Below are 19463 nucleotides of genomic sequence, written 5' to 3'. Positions count from 1 at the left end.
AATTGGGGCTGCCCAGGCGAGGCCGCCTGGGCCGGACCGACTTACTTACCGATACGGAAACCGACCTTAACCACCACCTGGAAGTGCGCGACTTTGCCGTCTTCCACGTGGCCACGGGTTTCCATCACCTCGAACCACTCCACGTTTTTCACCGTCTCGCTGGCGGCATCAATGGCATTGTGAATCGCCTCTTCGATGCTGGTGGTGGATGAGCCGACCAATTCCAGCTTCTTGTAAACGTTTTGAGCGGACATAAACGAACTCCTTTCGCGTTGCGGTCTCTCAGGGTTGCGCTCCAGCGCCCCGATTTTCAAGGCGGCAATCGGAATCATTGGTAAAATCCGCGCAAAACCGATACCGGTGCGGCGATGCGCGGACGCGCTGGCACGCCGCGCCGGGGTGGCGGCCCGGCGGCGAGCGTTTATACTTCGCGCCATGCAAACATCGACTCTGGTTCGTGGCGCCAATTTCTCCCGTTGCCGGCGCTACCGGTACGCGCTGTGGCGACGCTGGGCTGACGGCGAGGACTATGTGCTGCTGGTGGCGCTGAACCCCTCCACCGCCGATCATCGCCGTGATGACCCCACCATCCGCCGCTGCATCGGCTATGCCCGCGACTGGGGCTATTCCGGGCTGTGCGTGGCCAATTTGTTCGCCTATCGGGCGACCTACCCTCAAGACCTGCTCAGCGCCGCCGATCCGATCGGCCCACGCAACGATCACTGGTTGCGCAAACTGGCCGGCGGCGCCAGCCTGGTGGTGGCCGGCTGGGGCAACCACGGCCGCCACCTGGATCGCGCCGCGCGGGTGCGTGCGTTGTTGCCGGACCCGCATTGCCTGCGCCTCAATGGTTCCGGCGAACCCGCCCACCCCCTTTATCTACCCAAGCGGCTGCGGCCTTTTCCGTTGCCCTGACCCTGGGTTGAACAGGTTGGCAGAGTCTTCACCTTAATAGGACTACAGTCTGTTCTTGCCAACCCTGGGGAGAAGGACCCGGTGTCCGAAGACCGCTTTACCCACCGTAATATCCTCACCGCTCGCCTGCTGGGCGTGGCCGGGCTGATTCCGTTTTACGCGCTCGCCGCCCTGGCCTGGCGTGACGATCTGCGGCCGTGGGCACTGCACGCCGAGGCCGGCTACGCCGCCGTGGTGCTTTCCTTTCTTGGCGCCGTGCACTGGGGCCGCGCGCTCGCCAGCCCGACACCCCGCAACCACATTGGCAGCCTGCTGTTTGGCATCAAACCCGCCCTGCTGGGCTGGTTCGCGCTGATGCTGCCGGTGGAGTTCGCCCTGCCCATGCTCACCGCCGGCCTGGTGTTCGTGTGGGGCACCGAGCAGATGGTGTTCTTCGAAACCCTGCCCACCTGGTACCGGCACCTGCGCCATCTGCTCACCGCGGGCGCCGCTTTCGCGCTGCTGATCGCCTGGGCGGCCGCGATGACGCCGATGTTCTAGGGCCTGTTCACACTACTTGCATCCCAGGCCATGGAGCGAACCGACCGGCACAGGTAGACTTCCCTCTTGGAATGACGCTCTGGGGGATCGATCCGGGCGTCCGAGGTATTCGTCCCGGAGGGAACCATGCGTCACTACCTGCGCGCCGTGCTGTTCGGTGCTGTTATTGCCACCGCACCAGTGGTTGGCGGTTGCGACGAAAGCGCGGCCACTCCCGCCCCGCCCCAGGCCTCGCCAGCGGCGCTCACGTTTGAAAATAACGTGCGGCCGATCTTCGAACAAAAGTGCATTGCCTGCCACGGCTGCTACGACGCCCCCTGCCAATTGAAGCTGGAAACCCTGGAAGGGCTGGACCGCGGCGCCGCCAAAACCCCGGTGTACAAGCAGCGCGCCGAGGCCGCCGCCCCCACCCGTCTGTTCGTTGACGCCCAGAGCACCGCCGACTGGCGCGATAAGGGCTTCTTTTCGGTCATCGACAGCACCACCGGCATGGAGCAGGGCCTGCTGTATCGCATGCTGGTGCTGGGAAAATCCCACTCGTTCGAGCCGGACCAGCCGCTGCCCGACGACGTCGCCCTGGGCATCGGCCGCGAAAACGTGTGCCCGTTGCCCGCGCAAATGGACGAGTACATCAAAAATCATCCGCTCGAAGGCATGCCCCTGGGCACGCCGCCGCTCACCGATCAGGAACTGAGCACCATTGAGGATTGGCTCAACCAGGGCGCCACCCTGGGCGACAGCGGCATCACTTTGAGCAAGGGCGAGCAGCGTCACATCCGTGCCTGGGAAACCTGGCTCAACCGCACGGATAAACGCCAGCAACTGGTGGCACGCTGGGTGTTCGAGCATCTGTTTCTGGCGCACCTGTATTTCGACGATGGCAGCGGCGAACGGCCAGCGCATTTCTTTACACTGGAACGCTCGCTGACGCCGCCGGGAACGCCGGTGAAACCGGTCGCCACGGTGCGCCCCAATGACCCGCCCGGCGAACACTTCTGGTACCGCCTGCGGCCGGTGCGCGGCGCCATCGTGCATAAAACCCACATTACGTACGCACTCACGGAGGCCAAGCGCGCGCGCATCGAGACGCTGTTTTTCGCCGAGCCCTGGAGCCTGGATGAACTGCCCGGCTACGGCGAAGACGAACGGGCCAACCCGTTTACCACGTTCGCCGCTTTGCCGGCGAAAGCGCGCTATCAGATCATGCTCGACGACGCCGAGTACTTCGTGCGCACCTTTATTCGCGGCCCGGTCTGCCGTGGCCAGATCGCCACGGATGTGATTCGCGATCAATTCTGGGCGGTGTTCCAGGACCCCGACCACGACCTCTACCTCACCGACAGCGACTACCGCGCCGAGGTCTCCGGCCTGCTGGGTCTGCCCGGCCAGGAAGGCAGCCTGCTCAAGCTCGGCCCGCAGTGGATCAAGTACACCCACGAGCGCAATCAATACCTGCGCCGGCGCCACCAGATCTACGCCAGCCAGGAGCCCGAAGGCCCGGGCTGGGAAAGCCTGTGGGCCGGCGACGGCGACAACAGCAACGCCCTGCTGACGATCCTGCGTCACCGCGACAACGCCTCGGTGCGCCAGGGTCTGATCGGCGATTACCCGCTCACCACCTGGGTGATGGACTACCCCCTGTTCGAACGCTCCTACTACAATCTGGTGGTCAACTTCGACGTGTTCGGCTCGGTGTCCCACCAGGCGCAGACGCGGCTTTATTTTGACCTGATCCGCAACGGCGCGGAGCAGAACACCCTGCGCTACCTGCCCGCCAAGGCGCGCAAGAAAGTGCTCGACAGCTGGTATCAAAAGACCGGCAAACTGAAACTGTTTGTCAGTTATGCCAGCGTCGACACCCGCACGCCCACCTCCATCGGCTACCAATCAACGACGCCGATGAATGAATTCAACGCCGGCCTACTGACTCACTTTCAGCACCTCAACGCCCGGCCCGATCCGATCAACCGCTGCGCCGGCGAGCATTGCTACCGGGACCACGTCAGCGCCTTGGAAAAGCAAGCAGACCAGGCCTTCAGCCGTATCGCCTCGATGACCGCCGCACGGCTCCCGGTGATCCACCACCTGCCGGAGGTCAGCCTGATCCAGGTGCGCGGCGACGACGGCGAACTGGCGATCTACACCTTGTTCCGCAACCGGGCCCACTCCAACGTGGCGTTCCTGCTCGGTGAATCGCTGCGTTATCAGCCGGAAAAGGACACCATCACCATCTACCCCGGCGTGCTGGCCAGCTACCCCAACTTCATGTTCCGGGTCGACGGCGGGCAACTGGATGCCTTCGTTACCGCCATGGCCGCCGCCCAGGACGACGACGACTTCAACGACCTCGTCGCGCGCTTCGGTATCCGCCGCACCACCGCGGATTTCTGGCGCTATTTCCACGCCCCGACCCGCTACCTGGATCAGCATGAGCCGATTCAATCCGGGGCGCTGGACCTCAACCGTTACGAGAATCTTTGACCGGACGCCGGTGGTGATTATCGCTGTCCGCGGATGCGAAGCAGGGCACAGGGGACAGGCGCGGACACGGTCCGTCCGTTCACCGGCGTTTTCAACGGTTTCTTTCCAAAGCCCCCCTGGGCGGCGCGGAACGTTTCTAGTGGCACCGAATCGAGGTCAAGGTGGGCCCGCCCGGGCCCGTGTTTGGCCATGGACGGCCAAACCCGAGCCCACATGGACGTGCTCGTGGCGTGTCCCGGGCGGGCCCGCCTTGACCTCGATTCACCCTCAGAACTCAGCCACCGCTCAGCGAGCCCAATGCCGGCACCCTATCAACTGTTCCCTGTTCCGCGAAGAACAAAAAAAAAGCCCCGCATAAGAGCAGGGCTTTGAAGTACCGTCATAGCTTGCCTGCCGAAGCAGGCTCCCGAGCCTGATGACGATATGCGACTCAGACGGGCCGGGGCCCGTTTAATACAGCGCGGTCTGTACAGAGGCCAACCCGGGTGACAGCAGACCGTTAATAAAGGCGGCAAAACGCTGAATCCGGTTGGCGATGGCGGTAATGATGGCAGAGGTCTCGCCGGGCTGGTATTGTCGCCCATGACTTATTCATGGTGATTTGCGACAAACAATGTATCAGGTCAGTGTTTTAGCCTTTAACGGCGTGTTCGCCTCGGCCCTCACCGGGGTGGTGGATCTGCTCAACCTCACCGGGGTGACGTGGAATCGTATCCATGGGCAACCGCTCAACCGGCAGTTCAAGGTGCAGGTGGTGTCCCGAGGCGGTGAACCGGTGCGCTGCACCGCCGGCATGCGCATCGCGGTGGACAACGCCATCGAGCGGGTCGATCAGTGCGATCTGGTGGTAGTGCCCACGATCGGCAATGAAATCACCCAGGTGCTCGCCCAAGAGCAGGACACCCTGGAATGGCTGCGTTTCCTGCACGCCGGTGGCGCCGACATGGCCAGCAACTGCACCGGCTCGTTTCTGCTCGCCGAGGCGGGCCTGCTGGATGGCCGCAAGGCCACCACCCACTGGGGCTTCAGCCCGTTGTTCCGGCAACGCTACCCGCAGGTCAATCTGGACGAGCGCGAGCTGATCACCCGCGATGAAAACATCTTCTGCGCCGGTGGCGGCACCGCCTGGCGTGATCTCACCATTTTGCTGGTGGAGCGCTACTGCGGTGCCGACATGGCCCGCGAGCTGGCCAAGGCGTTTGTCATCGACGTGCGCAACGACCCGCAAAGCGTCTACGCCGGATTGCCGGCCAAGACCTACCACCACGACGATCAAGTGCAGGTGGTTCAGGCCTGGCTGCATGAAAACTACGCCGACGCCACCACGCTCGCCGAGCTGGCTGGCCAGGTACATCTGAGCCCTCGCCAACTGCAGCGCCGCTTCACCAGCGCACTGGGCGAACCGCCGTTGCAGTATTTACAGCGTGTTCGTATCGAAGCCTCGCGTAAGATGCTCGAGCGTGGCGCGGTCAATCTCAGCCATCTCGCCGAGCAGGTCGGCTATCAGGACGTAAGCAGTTTCTCGCGGCTGTTCAAGCGCCATACCGGGCTGTCGCCCAGCCATTACCGCCAACGCTTTACCCGCGTCGGCGCATTGCGCGACTGAACCGCGCCACCGGTGGCGCCTGGACTCGCCCGGGCGCAATCCGCACACTGGCGTGATGGACGACTATTACCAACGCCTCGACGAGGCCCTGAAGACCCTGGTCGGCACGCTCTGGGGGCCGCCCTTGGTGGTCCTGATGATGGGCGGCGGGCTGTTCTTTCTGCTCTATTCACGGCTGCTGCCCTATCGCCACCTGTGGCAAGGGGTACGGCTGATCCTGACGCCGCCGGATCAGCGCGACGAGGGCCAGCTCTCCCATCTGCAATCATTGAGCACGGCGCTGTCGGGCACGCTTGGCATGGGCAACGTGGCCGGCGTGGCGGTGGCCATCAGCGCCGGCGGGCCAGGCGCCATCTTCTGGATGTGGATGAGCGCGCTGGTCGGCATCGCCACCAAGTTCTACACCTGCACCCTGGCGGTGATGTACCGAGGCCGCGACAGCGAGGGCGTGTTGCAAGGTGGCCCTATGTACATCATCCGCGAAGGGCTGGGGCCAAACTGGCGCCCACTGGCCTACTTCTTCGCCGTCGCCGGCCTGCTCGGCACCATGCCGATTTTTCAGATCAATCAACTGGTGCAGGTGATCCGCGATGTACTGGCGGTGCCGGCGGGCTGGACCGGCGCCGAGGACCATTTCCTGTTCGATCTGCTGATCGGCCTGCTGTTGGCGGCGGTGGTGCTGTGCGTGGTGGCCGGCAAACTGCCGCGCCTGGGGCGGGTTACCGCTGCCCTGGTGCCGACCATGGTGGGCGGCTATTTGCTGCTCACCCTGGTCGCCCTGTTCAGCCATGCGGAGCGCATTCTGCCGGCGCTGGCGCTGATCGTGCGCGATGCGTTCACCGGCCAGGCCGCGGCCGGCGGGGCGGTGGGCGCGATGATCATCACCGGCGTGCGGCGGGCGGCGTTCTCCAACGAAGCGGGGATCGGCACCGAAGCCATGGCCCACGGCGCCGCGCGCACCAGCGAGCCGGTGCGCGAAGGGTTGGTGGCGATGCTCGGGCCAATCATCGACACCCTGATCGTCTGCACCTGCACCGCCCTGGTGATCATTATCAGCGGCGTCTGGCAACAGGGCGGCGAAGACGGCGTCGGCCTGACCGCCGCGGCGTTCGCGGCCCTGTTCGGCGACAGCGGCGCCATTTTGCTGGCGCTGCTGGTGAGCGTTCTAAGCCTGAGCACGGTGTTCACTTTCTGGTACTACGGCAGCAAGTGCCTGGGCTTTCTGATCGGCGCCCGCCATCAACACCATTATGTGTGGTTCTATCTGCTGCTGGTGGTGATCGGATCGGTGGCGTCGCTGAGCGTGGTGGTGAGCCTGCTGGACAGCATGTACGCCCTGATGGCGATCCCCACGATGACCGCCAGCCTGTTGCTGGCGCCCCGGGTTAATCAGGCCGCGCGGGACTACTTCCAGCGTCGGCGTGATGATCATTGACAGCTTCTTGACGCGTGCGGCCGCACCATGCGCTCAATCATAGGAGGACAGACCGTGAAAAACCTCTCCGTACTGCTGGTCGAAGATCACCGACAACTGGCGCAAACCGTGGTCGAGTTTCTGGAACAGGAAGGCGCCCTGGTGGATTACGCCAGTGACACCACCCTGGCGCGCTCCCTGGTGCAGGAGCATCACTACGACATCCTGGTGCTCGATGTCATGCTGCCCGGGGAAGACGGCTATACCTTCTGTGAGTACCTGCGCAAGGATCTGGCCGTGGACACCCCGGTGATTTTCATGACCGCCCGCGATCAGCTGGATGACAAGCTCGAGGGCTTCGCCCGCGGCGGCGACGATTACATCGTCAAGCCCTTCGCGCTGCCGGAGCTGGTGGCACGGGTGCGAGCGCTGGTGCGCCGCGAGCGCCGCGAAGTCGCTCCGAATATGCTCAAGGTGGACGATCTGGAGCTCGATCCGGCCCGTCAGGAGGTCCGTCGCCAGGGCCAGATTCTCAAGCTTTCCCCCACCGCGTTCAGGATTTTACGAATTTTGATGCGCGAATCGCCCAAGGTCGTCAGCCGTGATCAGCTCGAACAGGAGTTGTGGGGAGACCTGGTGCCGGATTCCGATGCACTGCGCAGCCACTTGTATAACCTGCGCAAAGCCGTTGACAAGCCCTTTGCGAACGCACTTTTGGAAACCCTGCCCGGTGTGGGTTTCAGCATTCGCCCGCCGCGCGCTGCGTCGCAGTAGCGGTGCCGTGCGCTTGCGGTGCCGTCCGCACAGGACCACAATGGCGCAAAAATTTACAGTAGCGCTATGGTAATCGCTTATGTCTCGGGGGAAGTCTCACTCATTCAATGAGTTCGTCGACACGCAGCTCCATGATCTGCGTGATCGTTTTGGCATGGCCATGTGGTTCCTGATCCGCCGCCGCAATGAAGAGTGGCTGGCGTTGCGTGTGTGCGGTGACGGTTACGACCTGGAAGGCGGCAACATGCTGGCCTGGCGCGACAGTATCTGCTACCGCCGGGTCAACGAAGAAGGTCCGATCATCTGCCCCGACGTCAGTAAGGAGGCAGCCTATCGCAGCGCGCCAGTGACCAGCCAGCTAAAGATCGGCGCCTACGTGGGGCTGCCATTGCTGGATCAGCACGGCAATCTGTTCGGCACTCTGTGCGCCCTTGATCCTGAACCTCAGCGGCAATTGCATGATCCCACCATCCAGGCGGCGTTGCGCCGTCAGGCCCATCTGCTGGAAACGGCGCTGGTGTGGAACCTGGCCGGCCTGGACCAGCAACGCATCACCGACTTCTTTGAAGAGGAAGGCCGCGACCCGGAAACCGGCCTGCTCGACGCCGGCGGCTGGATCCGCATTCTCGATCGCGAGCGGGTACGCTGCCGGGACTATGGCCTGGATGCGATGATCCTGCGCCTGCATGGTGACCGCCTCTCCCCCGAGCGCCGCGAACAGCTCGCTGACTCGGTGGCCGCGCTGATTCGCGAGCAGGACATGGCCGCCCACCTCGGCGACGGCCAATTCGCCATTTTGCTGACCGAAAGCACGCCACATTGCGCGGCCCGGGTACGCGAGCGAATTCTTGATGCGCTTAATGCCAAGGACCTGTGGGTGGAGTGCAACGCCGAGCCGCTGACCTTGCAGATCGGGCTGGCCCAGCCCCATGTTTTGCTGGACGGCGCGGTGCACTGATTCAGTGTTCAGTGTTCAGTGTTCAGTGATTGACCGGCGTCGGGGCGGGTGGGGTTAGTGGAATCGAACCCGCACGGCGGTGCCCTTGCCGGGTTGGCTGGCGACCTCCAGGGCCCAGTGGAAACGCTCGCAGAGGCGTTGCACGATGGCCAGGCCCAGCCCATGGCCACTCTCGTTGCTGTTGCCCCGTTCAAACGGTTTGAGCATACGGGCCAGTTCTTCCTGGTCCATGCCAGCGCCGGTGTCTTCCACATGGATCGAATCGGCATCGACGATGATGGTGACCTGCCCGGAACCACTGTAATTGATCGCATTGCGCACCAGGTTGGTGAGCACGATATTCAGCACCGTTTCCGACGCATCAATGTTCAGCAACGCTGACTGGCGCACCTGAAGGCGGATCTGCTTACGGTCGGCCAGCGGCATCAGCCGTTCCATCAGATTCACCGCCACGTCATTGACCACCAGTTCTTCGGTGAGAATCTCCCGTTGCTCGGTGCGCGCCAGCAACAGCAGCGTCTCGACCAGCGCTTCCATGTCGTCCACGGTGTCGCTCATGCGGCTGATTACCGGCCGATCTCCGATCTGGCTGGCCAGCAGTTCCAGGTTGGCGCGGAACACCGCCAACGGTGTGCGCAACTCGTGGCTGGCGTCGCGGGTGAATTGCCGCTCACGATTGACAAAGCGGAGCAGCCGTTCGGAATACGCATCCAACGCCGAAGCGAGAATGCCCGCCTCCGATTCCGGGTCCTGTTTGAGGGCGTCGAGATCCGGCCGCGCCGACGCCGGGTCGCTGACGTCGGTGTGACGCAACGCCTCCGCCAGTTGCACCAATGGAGACACCAGCGCGCGTGCTTTGCGCCAGCCAATAAAGGAACTCAGATAAATCACCAGCAACACCGCCGTCAACGGCAGGATGCCAAACAGAAACGCCAGTACCGAGACGCGCTGCTCGTCGAAGATCAGATACAGGCGCGCACCGTCGTGATGCTCGATATAAACAATCGGGTTGGCACCATCCAGATGCACCCTGCCGTAGCCGTCGCGGCGCTGTCTGAGCACCTCGGGCACCGGATCGCGGGTGTTGTCGTCGACCAGCAGGCCGAGCAGATGGCGGGTGTTGGGGCGCGGGAAATCCGTTTGCCGGTCATACAAGGACCAATAGTGCTCCGCTTCCTTGATCAGCGCTTCCTTGACCAGAACCCGCTCGATGATCTGCGCCGTCGCCCACACCCCGAATACGGTGGCCAGACTGATAAACAGAATCTGAATCAGGTACACCCGGGTCAGGCGATGCTGGACACTCTTGCGCATTATTACCGCTTCCGCTGAAACACATAGTGGGCAACGAACCATTCATCGCCACCACCATAGTTGAACAGTTCCGCGCAGGCCATGAAGAACATGCGCCAGCGTTGCAACCAGAGCGCGCCCTGCCCTTTGCCGTAACCCTCGTCGAGCAGCGCGACAAGTTCGCCACGGCGGGCGTCCGCGTTCGCCAGCCAGGCTTCCAGGGTGCGTCCGTAATGGCTGCCATTGACCGCCCAGCTCTGTTCCAGGGCGAGGTCGGTGGCGCAGCGGGGCAGCCAGTCGAACGAGGGCATCACACCACCGGTAAAAAAATAGCGGCCCATCCAGTTGCTGGCGCCTTCGGTTTCGAACAGATAGGTCAGTTGGCGATGGCAGAAGACGTGCACGAACAGCTTGCCGTCCGGTTTTAACCAACCTGCGATTCGCGACGTCAGCTCACGGTGATTGCGCATGTGTTCGAACATTTCCACCGACACCACCCGGTCGTAACGCGCCCGCGGATCAAAGGTGGCGGCGTCGGCGGTGATCACTTGCACATTGTTCAAGCCCCGCACGCGGGCTTGTTCCATGATCCAGGCGCGCTGAGTGGAAGAATTGCTGACCGCGGTGACGCGGCTGCCCGGATAGCGCTCGCCCATCCACAGGGTCAGCGAACCCCAGCCACAGCCCAGTTCCAGAATGTCCTGCCCATCGGCGAGGCCGGCACGCTCGGCGCTCAACGCCAGCATCGCCTGTTCGGCGCCGGCGAGATCGTTGACCCCCTCCGGCCACAACGCGCTGGAGTACTTCAAGCGCGGCCCCAGCACCCGCTCATAAAAGCGCGCATCCACCTCGTAGTGCTGCTCGTTGGCCTGCTGCTGGGCGATCGCCACCGGCCCGCGAGAAAGCTCTTCGAGCAGAGCATCCTGCTGCTGATGCCGGCTCTGTTCCCCGGCCAGCCGCTTGCCGAGCAAGTGACGGATACCGCCGCGAATCAGAATGTCCGGTAACAGGCCGGATTCCGCCAAACGAATGATCATGAACCGGGTCTCCAGGGAATGAACGCGCTGGTGGTGCGCTGGTAGTCGCGGTAATCGTCGCCACGGGATTTCAGCGCCTGCTTCTCGGTGTGCGGGATGCCGGTAACGAACCACAGGAACAGGAACATGGCCAGGGGCAACAGCCACAACCAGAGGTCCAGAGAGGCGCCAAGGGCGATCAGCGGATAGCTGAACCAGTGCAGCCACTCAAAGAAATAATTGGGGTGGCGCGAATAACGCCACAGCCCTTCGCGGCAGGTTTTGCCGGCGCTGTCCGGGCGCGCCTTGAAACGCGCCAATTGGCGATCCGCGCTCGCCTCGCCGATGATCGCCAGCAGCCCCAGCAACCCGCCCGCGGCCACCGCCCAGCCATCAAATTGCATCTGATGCGCGATCTCCCAGAACGGCAACGAAAACGCCCACGCCAGGCCCGCCTGCAACCAGAACACCAGCAGGAACACCGGCTGCGTGGCGCCGCCCAGCTTTTCCCTCATTGCGGCGTAGCGGCCATCCTCCCGGCTCTCGCCGGTCACCCGGCGCAGAATATGCCCGCCCAGCCGTGCCGACCACAGCGCCAACAACAGCGCCGCGACCAACCGGGGCAGTGCCTCGCCGTATCCCACCGCCAGATAGGCAAGGCCGGTCAGGCCGGTGCAGAAGCTCCAGGCGACGTCCACATAACCGGCGTTGCCACTGGTTTTCTGAACCGCCCATGCCACCGTGAAAACCAGCAACAACAGCACCAGCGTAAAGCAAAGAATGTCAGGCATAACGCCTCCTCTCCCTGTCTGTTGCAGTCCGGCGTTGTTTAAACCCGCGCGGCGCTGCGATTGACACGCTGTGCCAGCAACGCCAACGCCGGCACCACCAGAGCCCAGATCGCCGCGTACGACAGCGCCAGCGGCAACCAGCCCTGGGGCGTGGTCGCCGCGCCCAGGCGAATGCCCACGGTCACCGAAATGACACCGCCGATGCCACCGAACAGCGCCGCCAGCAGCGGCCTGCCACACAACCAGGCAAGGCAATAGTTGAAGCTCACCGCGAACCCCAGCCACAGTGCCCAGATCCAGCCAGGCGCCAGCCAGGAATACGACCAGCCCTGATAGTAGATCAAGCCGGGCACCATCCACACCGGTTCCAACACGATACAAGCGAACGCGCCGGCGCACAGCAACGGCAGATCACGGCGCCAGGGCCGACCCAATGCCCACACACCGGCCTGCATCGCCACCAGCACCGCCAGCGCGGCATCGCCCCAGCCTTGCGCGCCGCCATACACGGCCACGAACCAAAGCAGCTGAAAGCCAACGAAATTAAGCGCCAACGGGGCGAATGATCGAGTCATAGCGCGGAGCTTGGGCTGCTCGCCGTCAATGGCCTGTGAACCAGCTTCACAGGCGGTTCACCGGCATGGGCGGAGATTAGCGCCATGAAACGTTCATTGATGATGGTGGCGGTGACTTTCAGCGTCCTGGCTGGCGGCTGCGCCAGCGACGCCGCGTCCCGACAAGGCTACTCCCGACTTTACGAGCAAGGGCTGGCGACGCACGCCGGCGACACCGGCGTGCCCGCCGAGGCGCTGCAACGTTTCATGGCGCTGTACTCGCCGCTGAACGCCGATTACATCCAGGCCCACCTTGATCAGGTGTACGCGCCGCGCCTGTACTTCAATGACACCCTGGTCACTCTTTATGACCGCCAAGCCTTGAGGAAACATCTGCTCGACACCGCGAAGCGGCTCGACTCCATGTCCCTTGATGTGCAACGAAGCTGGCATGAGGGGGAAGATGTGTTCGTGCAATGGATCATGGAAGCACGCTTCAGCATTCTCGGCAGCCAGCGCCAATCACGCACCATCGGTATTTCCCAACTGCGTTTTAATAAGCAGGGTCAGGTGGTGTTCCACCAGGACTTCTGGGACAGCAGCCAAGGCCTGGACCAGCAAATCCCCATCGTCGGAGCGGTTCCCAGATGGCTCAGGAATCACTGAAAGCCGCGTTGATGCGGCGAATGGTTAGCGCGACCGTGTTGGTCGCGAGTCTGGTTCTGGTGACGAGCAGCCACCTGGCACTGGCGGCCAACCCGGACTTTGACCATCTGCAGCGTTGCTCTTCCTCGAAAGTCAAAGCGCTGAAGTTCTTTACCGTCGGCAAAGCGTCGTTGTTTCGCCAGGATTGCGCCGCCACCGATCCGCTTGCGCCACCGCTGCGCCTGGCGTTCGGCTACAACCGGGCGGTGCCTGGAGACGCTTTCGCCAAATCGGCCCGGGCGATGATCAAGCGCAATCTGAATGACACCGACTGGCACGCGCTTAAAGCACGCATCGACGCCTTCAATCAGCATTATCGAACCACTCGCGATGGCGACCTTTACACCCTGGACTATCACCAGGACCAAAGCCTGGTACTCAAACTCAACGGCGAAACACTGGCCGAAGAACAGGGCAAGGCATTCGCCCGCGCCTACTTCACCATCTGGTTTGGCGATGACCCTTACTCCGAAGACCTCAAACAAGCGTTGCTGCCGGATTCCTGAGCGACCTGATTACTGAACGAGAACGGCGCTTGCAGATGCCCTGACCAGCCGGGATACTTATCGCCAAAGCGTGCTGGCCTGCGTCTTGACGGCGGCGGGCGCTCGTATGTCGATGAATAACCAGAAAAAGGGGATTGGGGTAGCCATGAACGATCTGCCGAAGGGTGCGGTCAGTCAATCAGCCCCGATTCGCCATTCGGACCGTCTGTTCGCGCTGCGCATCAGCGCCGCCGTGACCTGCGGTGGCCTGCTGGTTTCCGTGTTCATCACCGTGGTGGGCATTTTGCTCACCGGACAGCGCGACTGGCTGGCTGCCCTGACTCTGGCGTTGCTGATCCCGCTTCTGTTGCTGCCCCCATTGTGTTACCCGCTTTTCAGCCGTTTTTCCGCGTTGCGTCAGGAAAACCGGTCGCTGCGGCAGTTGGCCCGGGAAGACCATCTCACCGGGCTGTTCAATCGCCCTCACCTGATCAGTATGTTGGAGCGGGAGCTGTCTCTCAGCCAGCGCCACGACTACACCGTCTCGGTGCTGCTGGTGGACATCATCGATTTCACCGACATCGCCGACGACCACGGTCGCCACATGGGCGATCGATTGCTGCGCGTGTTCTCCGAACGGATTCGCGAAAAGATCCGCGAAAGCGATCTGTTCGGCCGTATCGACGGCGCCCAATTCCTGCTGGTGCTGCCGCACACCGACTACGCCGACGCTCAGCACATGGCGCAGGGGCTGCGCTCACTGGCCGCCACCATCCAGTTGCATGCCAACGACACCCTGGTGCAGTTCGAAATCCGGGTGGGCGTGGCAAGCACCGAAAATACGGGCCGGCAATTGAATCAGCTGCTCAATGAAGCGGACTACTCGCTCTATCAAAACCGCAACGAGCACCGGTTTGGCGACGAACCGGGAGACGAATTGAGCACCGCCTGAGCACAATTGTAAAACAGTGCGATCGCACATGCCCCCTGCACGCTGTCGCTTTCAGCCCGACTCGCCTTTGCGGCACCCCTAGAAGGCACACCACCGTCCGGCACAGTCTGATATCGGTGAGCGCCAACCGACCCAGGAACCGCCCCAGAACCGCCCCAGAAGCGCGCGCTCATCGCATTTTTCAGGCTTGTTTCATGCTTGCGAAACGGCTGCGGCGGCTCCCTGCCAAGCATGCCGGGCTTGCGTTACGGACCAGGTTCAAATGTTGCAAGGCACCCATGGAGTTATTCGGAGGTGCTCTAGGTAAATAATCTTACCGCCCTTTACACTTTTTTCCCCCGTTTACAAAAGCGCCTCTTTGTAAATTTTTTTATTTTATCTCAGTAAATCATTTACACGCTGACCCTTCCTGACAAGACTGTGACGGTGTTTGTTCTGCCTACAAAATACTAAGGAAGGAGTTATGGACGCAAAACGTTTTCTCGCATCCAGTATCGCTTGCGCTTCTCTATCGGTAGCCGCGACTACCGCTTTTGCAGCCGATATTCCAGACCGTTACTTCTACATCGGTGGCCACATCAGCCAGCAGTGGCTGGACATCGGTGATCACTATGATGGTGACGGCTACTTCACGGACGACGCTTCCGGTCTCGACGAAGTGACCCTGCCGGGCGGCCAGCTCGGTTATCGCTTCAACCGCGACTGGTCCGTTCAGGCATGGTGGGAGCGTAATCAGGCTCACCTGCAAAACCCGGACGATAAAGTCTTCATCACCAACAGCTTCCTGAGCTTGCGCAAGCACTTCAACACCGACTCCTCCATTGAGCCGTACTTCGGTATGGGTGGTGGTGAGATGCGCACCGAGTTCAACGGCGACAGCGGCGACGACTTCAAAGAAGGCGTCGGTGGCTTTGAATTTGGTGTTCAAGCCGGCCTCGCCCGTAACCTGGTGCTGGACGTAGGTGCCCGCCCGACTTACAGCTTCCGCTCCGAACGTTGGGACGGCGAGGTGTACGCCGGCCTGAACCTGCTCATGGGCACCGCCTATGACAACGAGCCCACCGAAGTCACCGATGTTGCCACCGACAGCGATGGCGACGGCGTTCCGGACACCAGCGACCGTTGCCCGGGCACCCCGGCTGGCGCCGCGGTGGACGCCACTGGCTGTGAACTGGACGACGACGGCGACGGCGTGGTCAACAGCAAGGATCAGTGCCCGGACACTCCGGCACGAGCCCTGGTGGACGACAAAGGCTGTCAGAAATACCTGACCAAGGACATCAAAGAAACGCTGTACGTCGAGTTTGGCCTGGATAAATCCGAAGTTCGCAAGACTTCCTACCCGGAACTTGAGAACCTGGCCAACCGCATGTACCAGTACCCGTCCGCTAACCTGGTTCTGGAAGGTCACACCGACAGCACCGGTTCCGAAGCGTACAACCAGAAGCTCTCCGAGCGCCGCGCCGCGGCTGTGAAGACGGTACTGGTTGACGAGTTCGACGTGGACTCCAGCCGGATCACCACCGAAGGTTATGGCGAAGCCCAGCCGATCGCGGACAACAAGTCCCGTGAAGGCCGCGCCCAGAACCGTCGCGTGGAAGCGATCATGAAAGGCGAAACCAAGGAAGCCCAGTACGAGTAATCGTCACCAGGCCTCCTGAAAATGAAAAGGGCCGGCATTCGCCGGCCCTTTTTTTGTGGCCCGCCGTCCCTGGCGGCCATCCTCCGGACCGTCGCTGTCGCGACGTCAAAAATCGCTCCCGGCGATTTTTTGGTTCATCGCGGATTAGCGGGAAGCGGCTTTTTATGACTGGGCAGTTCACAGGTTTGGCGGGGAACCGCAACAACGCCGTTGCACGCCGTGACGGTTGGGCAACCTCGAAGCGGAGCTGTGTGGGTCCCTTCCGGGACCCTTTTTGGCAGGGATGCCAAAAACGGGAGCGCCCAGGGATGGCTTGAGCGATCCCGGAAGGGACCCACACAGATCCGCGTCGCCGATAGAGACGACCTCACAAATCAAGTAGAACACCCAAGAGGGCGTCAATGGCGATGGGACATGTTCAATCACCACCTTGCCGGCCGCCGCGCCAATCCCCCGACAATGGGCCTTTGTGAGCCTACTCCCTCCGCCGCGCCGTGAACATCGCTCCCGCGCCGGCCCGGTGACCATGCTGCCGGCGCCCCCAGGCAAGGGGGTCAATGAGACTGACCACCCCTGCCCGATAATTAAAGAGCCTCTGCTCGGCCCCGTTGCCAGGCTTTGGCCATCAAGGCCCGCGGAGCCGGCTGGGCAAAAGGCAGAGGCTTCCCCACTCATTATTCGACGTTCTCCAGGATACAAACCATGGCGAAAGACGCGATCGGGTTCGCACTGAGCGCGCTCAACCGGCTGGCAGGCTCACAGTGGCTGGACCGAACAGGCATGCGCCAGGGCGTGGAGCGGCTCGCCTATCGACTCACCAAGGGCGGCTTCCAGGTACTGACCACCAGCGCCCGCGCATTTAAAAGCGCCGGCACCAAAACCCACCCTACCCGCCTCAGCGCCCCCGGGCACACCACCGACCTGTTCGATCTGGGCATTACCGAAGAGCAGCAAATGATCCGTGACAGTGTGCGCGCCTTCGCCACCGAGGTGTTGCGCGGCCAAGCGGAACAGGCAAACGCCGCTCAGCACACGGACCCGGCGGTGCTGAGCCAGGCCCAGGCTTTGGGTTTGAACTTCTTCGCCGTGCCCGAGGATCTGGGCGGCGCCGCCGCCGAACGGTCCACGGTGACCAGCATGCTGGTGGCGGAAGATCTGGCCTGGGGCGACATGGGCCAGGCGGTGGCGATTCTGGCGCCCATGGGCGTGGCCAACGCACTGACCCGCTGGGGCACCGCCATGCAGCAGGAAAAATACCTGGCCAGCTTCGCCGGCGACACCCCGCCCCTGGCCAGCATCGCGGTGCTTGAGCACCGGCCGCTGTTCGATCCCATGCAACTGCGCACCACCGCCACCCGCAACGGCGATGACTGGGTTCTCCATGGGGAAAAATCACTGGTGCCACTGGCCGCCGAGGCCGAGCTGTTTCTGGTCGCCGCCGCCACCGACACCGGCCCGGCGGTGTTTATCGTGGAAGGTGGCAGTGAAGGCCTGAGTGCCGGCGAGGACCCGGCCATGGGCGTGCGCGCCTGCGCGCAACGGCCCCTGCGGCTGGACGGCGTGCGCGTGGCGGCGGACCAGCGCCTGGGCGGCGATGACTTCAACTACCGCGAGTTTATCGACCTGGGCACCCTGGGCTGGTGTGCTCTGGCGGTGGGCACCGCCCAGGCGGTTCTCGACTACGTGGTGCCTTACGTCAACGAACGCCAGGCATTCGGCGAGCCGATCAGCCACCGACAGGCGGTGGCCTTCATGGTCGCCGACATCGCCATCGAACTGGAAGCCATGCGCATGCTGACCTACCGGGCCGCTTGCCGCGCCGAGCAGGGCAAACCTTTCCAGCGCGAAACACACCTGGCACGCACCCTGGTCAAGGACAAGGCCATGAGGATCGGCACCGATGGCGTGCAGCTTCTCGGCGGCCACGGTTTTACCCACGAATACCCGGTGGAGCGCTGGTACCGGGACTTGCGCGCCATCGGCATCGCCTTCGGCGGCTTGCACCTGTGACCCGGCGCCCGCCCGGCCCGAACGGCCCGAACGGCCAGGAAGGAAGACCCCATGAACATTGAGATTCCGAAGAAATTCAAAGCGCTGATCAATAACGCCCATCAGGTGGCGATCAGCACGTTCCGCCCGATTTCACGAAAGTATGACCGCGCCGAGCACCAGCGCCCCAAGGAGCTGGACATGATCGCCTCGGTCCTGGATGGCTTCAACGAAGGCGACCCGGCGAACTCCGCCGGTGCCAGCCAGACCGGTAAAGGCAAGATAAAGAACGACGGCTCGGTGAAGAACGGCTCCAACATGAGCACCTGCCTGGGCGCCTTGGAGTTTTGCTACGGCGACACCGGCTTTCTGCTTGGCATGCCGCGTCAGGGTTTGGGCAACGCGGCCATCGCCGCCGTGGCCAACGAGGAACAACTGGAACGCTTTCGCGGCCAATGGGCGGCGATGGCGATCACCGAGCCCGGCGCCGGCTCCGATTCCGCGGCGATCCGCACCACCGCCCGCCAGGATGGCGATCACTACCTGCTCAACGGCGAAAAGATCTATGTCACCTCCGGCGAGCGCGCCGACTGCGTGGTGGTGTGGGCCAGCCTGGACCCGAAGCTGGGGCGCGCGGCGATCAAATCGTTCGTGGTGGAATGGGGCACGCCGGGCATGGAACTGGTGCGCCTGGAAAAGAAACTGGGCATTCGCGCCTCCGACACCGCTGCCATTACGTTCACCGACTGCCGCGTGCCGGCGGAAAATCTGCTCGGCAACCCGGAAGTGGAAACCGGCGGTTTCGGTGGCGTGATGGAGACCTTCGACAACACCCGGCCGTTGGTGGCCTGCTTCGCCCTGGGTGTGGCCAAGGCGTCGTTGGAACGCACCCGTGAACTGCTTGCCGAGGCCATTGATTACGACTACGGCAAACCGGTGGACAACACCAGCGCGGTCGAGGCCGAGCTGTATCGCATGGAAGCGGAATGGGAAGCAGCGTTCTGGCTGGCCATGAAAGCGGCCTGGATGGCGGACAACAAACAATCCAACTCGCTGGAGGCTTCCATTTCCAAGGCCAAAGCCGGGCGCGTCGGCAACGCCATTACCTTGCGCTGCGTGGAACTGGCCGGTTCGGTGGGTTACACCGAAGACGAGCTGCTGGAAAAATGGGCGCGCGACTCCAAGATTCTCGACATCTTCGAAGGCACCCAGCAGATCCAGCAATTGATCATCGCGCGACGGGTGTTGGGGCTGAGCTCCAAGGAACTGAAATAGAGGCCATCGGCCTCGATACAGGATTCAGGATGAAGGATACAGGGGCGCGCTCAGCTCTTTCTTCAATGTATCC

General features: G+C 62.7%; 18 protein-coding genes. 13 read left to right on the top strand and 5 right to left on the bottom strand.

The features are described from left to right. Positions 1-41 precede the first annotated feature (41 nt). Positions 42-254, bottom strand: a complete 213-nt coding sequence (locus CGS25_RS06110; protein ID WP_089031544.1) for a dodecin — start codon at positions 252-254, stop codon at positions 42-44. A 181-nt stretch (positions 255-435) separates the two neighbouring features. Between CGS25_RS06110 and CGS25_RS06105 the strand changes: the two genes are divergently transcribed. The 7 genes from CGS25_RS06105 to CGS25_RS06075 all read left to right on the top strand — a co-directional run bounded on the left by CGS25_RS06105 (position 436) and on the right by CGS25_RS06075 (position 8688). After that, positions 436-915: a DUF1643 domain-containing protein gene (locus CGS25_RS06105; RefSeq protein ID WP_089031543.1), complete on the top strand. Its 480-nt coding sequence runs from the start codon at positions 436-438 to the stop codon at positions 913-915. A gap of 81 nt (positions 916-996) precedes the next feature. Further along, on the top strand, positions 997-1455 hold the full coding sequence (locus CGS25_RS06100; RefSeq protein WP_101674931.1) for a DUF3429 domain-containing protein: 459 nt from the start codon (positions 997-999) through the stop codon (positions 1453-1455). Positions 1456-1581: 126 nt separating this feature from the next. Next, positions 1582-3936, top strand: coding sequence for a fatty acid cis/trans isomerase (locus CGS25_RS06095; protein WP_101674930.1), 2355 nt, complete (start codon positions 1582-1584; stop codon positions 3934-3936). A 613-nt stretch (positions 3937-4549) separates the two neighbouring features. Then, the gene (locus tag CGS25_RS06090; RefSeq protein ID WP_089031540.1) at positions 4550-5542 is read left to right on the top strand and encodes a GlxA family transcriptional regulator; all 993 of its coding nucleotides are present in this window, start codon (positions 4550-4552) and stop codon (positions 5540-5542) included. Between the two features lie 55 nt (positions 5543-5597). Continuing rightward, on the top strand, positions 5598-6977 hold the full coding sequence (locus CGS25_RS06085) for an alanine/glycine:cation symporter family protein (RefSeq protein WP_101674929.1): 1380 nt from the start codon (positions 5598-5600) through the stop codon (positions 6975-6977). Positions 6978-7031: 54 nt separating this feature from the next. Beyond that, positions 7032-7730 carry a response regulator transcription factor gene (locus CGS25_RS06080; RefSeq protein ID WP_089031538.1) on the top strand — a complete coding sequence of 233 codons (699 nt, stop codon included), beginning with the start codon at positions 7032-7034 and terminating at the stop codon, positions 7728-7730. A gap of 79 nt (positions 7731-7809) precedes the next feature. After that, positions 7810-8688 carry a sensor domain-containing diguanylate cyclase gene (locus CGS25_RS06075; protein WP_101674928.1) on the top strand — a complete coding sequence of 293 codons (879 nt, stop codon included), beginning with the start codon at positions 7810-7812 and terminating at the stop codon, positions 8686-8688. Between the two features lie 54 nt (positions 8689-8742). Here CGS25_RS06075 and CGS25_RS06070 read toward each other — a convergent pair whose 3' ends face one another. From CGS25_RS06070 to CGS25_RS06055, 4 genes are read right to left on the bottom strand one after another with little or no spacing between them, the layout of a single operon-like run. Then, positions 8743-10002 (bottom strand): sensor histidine kinase, encoded by a 1260-nt coding sequence (locus CGS25_RS06070; RefSeq protein ID WP_101674927.1) that lies wholly within the window; start codon positions 10000-10002, stop codon positions 8743-8745. Positions 10003-10004: 2 nt separating this feature from the next. Further along, positions 10005-11018 (bottom strand): SAM-dependent methyltransferase, encoded by a 1014-nt coding sequence (locus CGS25_RS06065; protein ID WP_101674926.1) that lies wholly within the window; start codon positions 11016-11018, stop codon positions 10005-10007. Continuing rightward, positions 11015-11788 carry a DUF1295 domain-containing protein gene (locus tag CGS25_RS06060; RefSeq protein WP_101674925.1) on the bottom strand — a complete coding sequence of 258 codons (774 nt, stop codon included), beginning with the start codon at positions 11786-11788 and terminating at the stop codon, positions 11015-11017. The genes CGS25_RS06065 and CGS25_RS06060 overlap by 4 nt, the downstream gene beginning before the upstream one ends. 38 nt (positions 11789-11826) lie before the next feature. After that, a complete protein-coding gene (locus CGS25_RS06055) occupies positions 11827-12363 on the bottom strand; it encodes a DUF2878 domain-containing protein (protein ID WP_101674924.1) in 537 nt (178 codons plus the stop codon). A gap of 84 nt (positions 12364-12447) precedes the next feature. Between CGS25_RS06055 and CGS25_RS06050 the strand changes: the two genes are divergently transcribed. The 6 genes from CGS25_RS06050 to CGS25_RS06025 all read left to right on the top strand — a co-directional run bounded on the left by CGS25_RS06050 (position 12448) and on the right by CGS25_RS06025 (position 19390). Continuing rightward, positions 12448-13008, top strand: a complete 561-nt coding sequence (locus CGS25_RS06050; protein WP_101674923.1) for a nuclear transport factor 2 family protein — start codon at positions 12448-12450, stop codon at positions 13006-13008. 20 nt (positions 13009-13028) lie between these two features. Next, a complete protein-coding gene (locus CGS25_RS06045) occupies positions 13029-13553 on the top strand; it encodes a chalcone isomerase family protein (RefSeq protein WP_232802284.1) in 525 nt (174 codons plus the stop codon). Positions 13554-13698: 145 nt separating this feature from the next. Further along, a complete protein-coding gene (locus CGS25_RS06040) occupies positions 13699-14484 on the top strand; it encodes a GGDEF domain-containing protein (RefSeq protein ID WP_089031531.1) in 786 nt (261 codons plus the stop codon). Positions 14485-14947: 463 nt separating this feature from the next. Then, positions 14948-16126, top strand: coding sequence for an OmpA family protein (locus CGS25_RS06035; RefSeq protein WP_089031530.1), 1179 nt, complete (start codon positions 14948-14950; stop codon positions 16124-16126). Between the two features lie 702 nt (positions 16127-16828). Continuing rightward, positions 16829-18136 (top strand): acyl-CoA dehydrogenase family protein, encoded by a 1308-nt coding sequence (locus CGS25_RS06030; protein WP_101674922.1) that lies wholly within the window; start codon positions 16829-16831, stop codon positions 18134-18136. Between the two features lie 51 nt (positions 18137-18187). Further along, on the top strand, positions 18188-19390 hold the full coding sequence (locus CGS25_RS06025) for an acyl-CoA dehydrogenase family protein (protein WP_101674921.1): 1203 nt from the start codon (positions 18188-18190) through the stop codon (positions 19388-19390). Positions 19391-19463 lie beyond the last annotated feature (73 nt).

Source organism: Alloalcanivorax mobilis, assembly GCF_002864685.1.
GTDB classification, from domain to species: Bacteria; Pseudomonadota; Gammaproteobacteria; order Pseudomonadales; family Alcanivoracaceae; genus Alloalcanivorax; species Alloalcanivorax mobilis.
The sequence above is the reverse complement of the archived record's forward strand: the minus strand, read 5'-3'. Positions and strand labels throughout refer to the sequence as shown.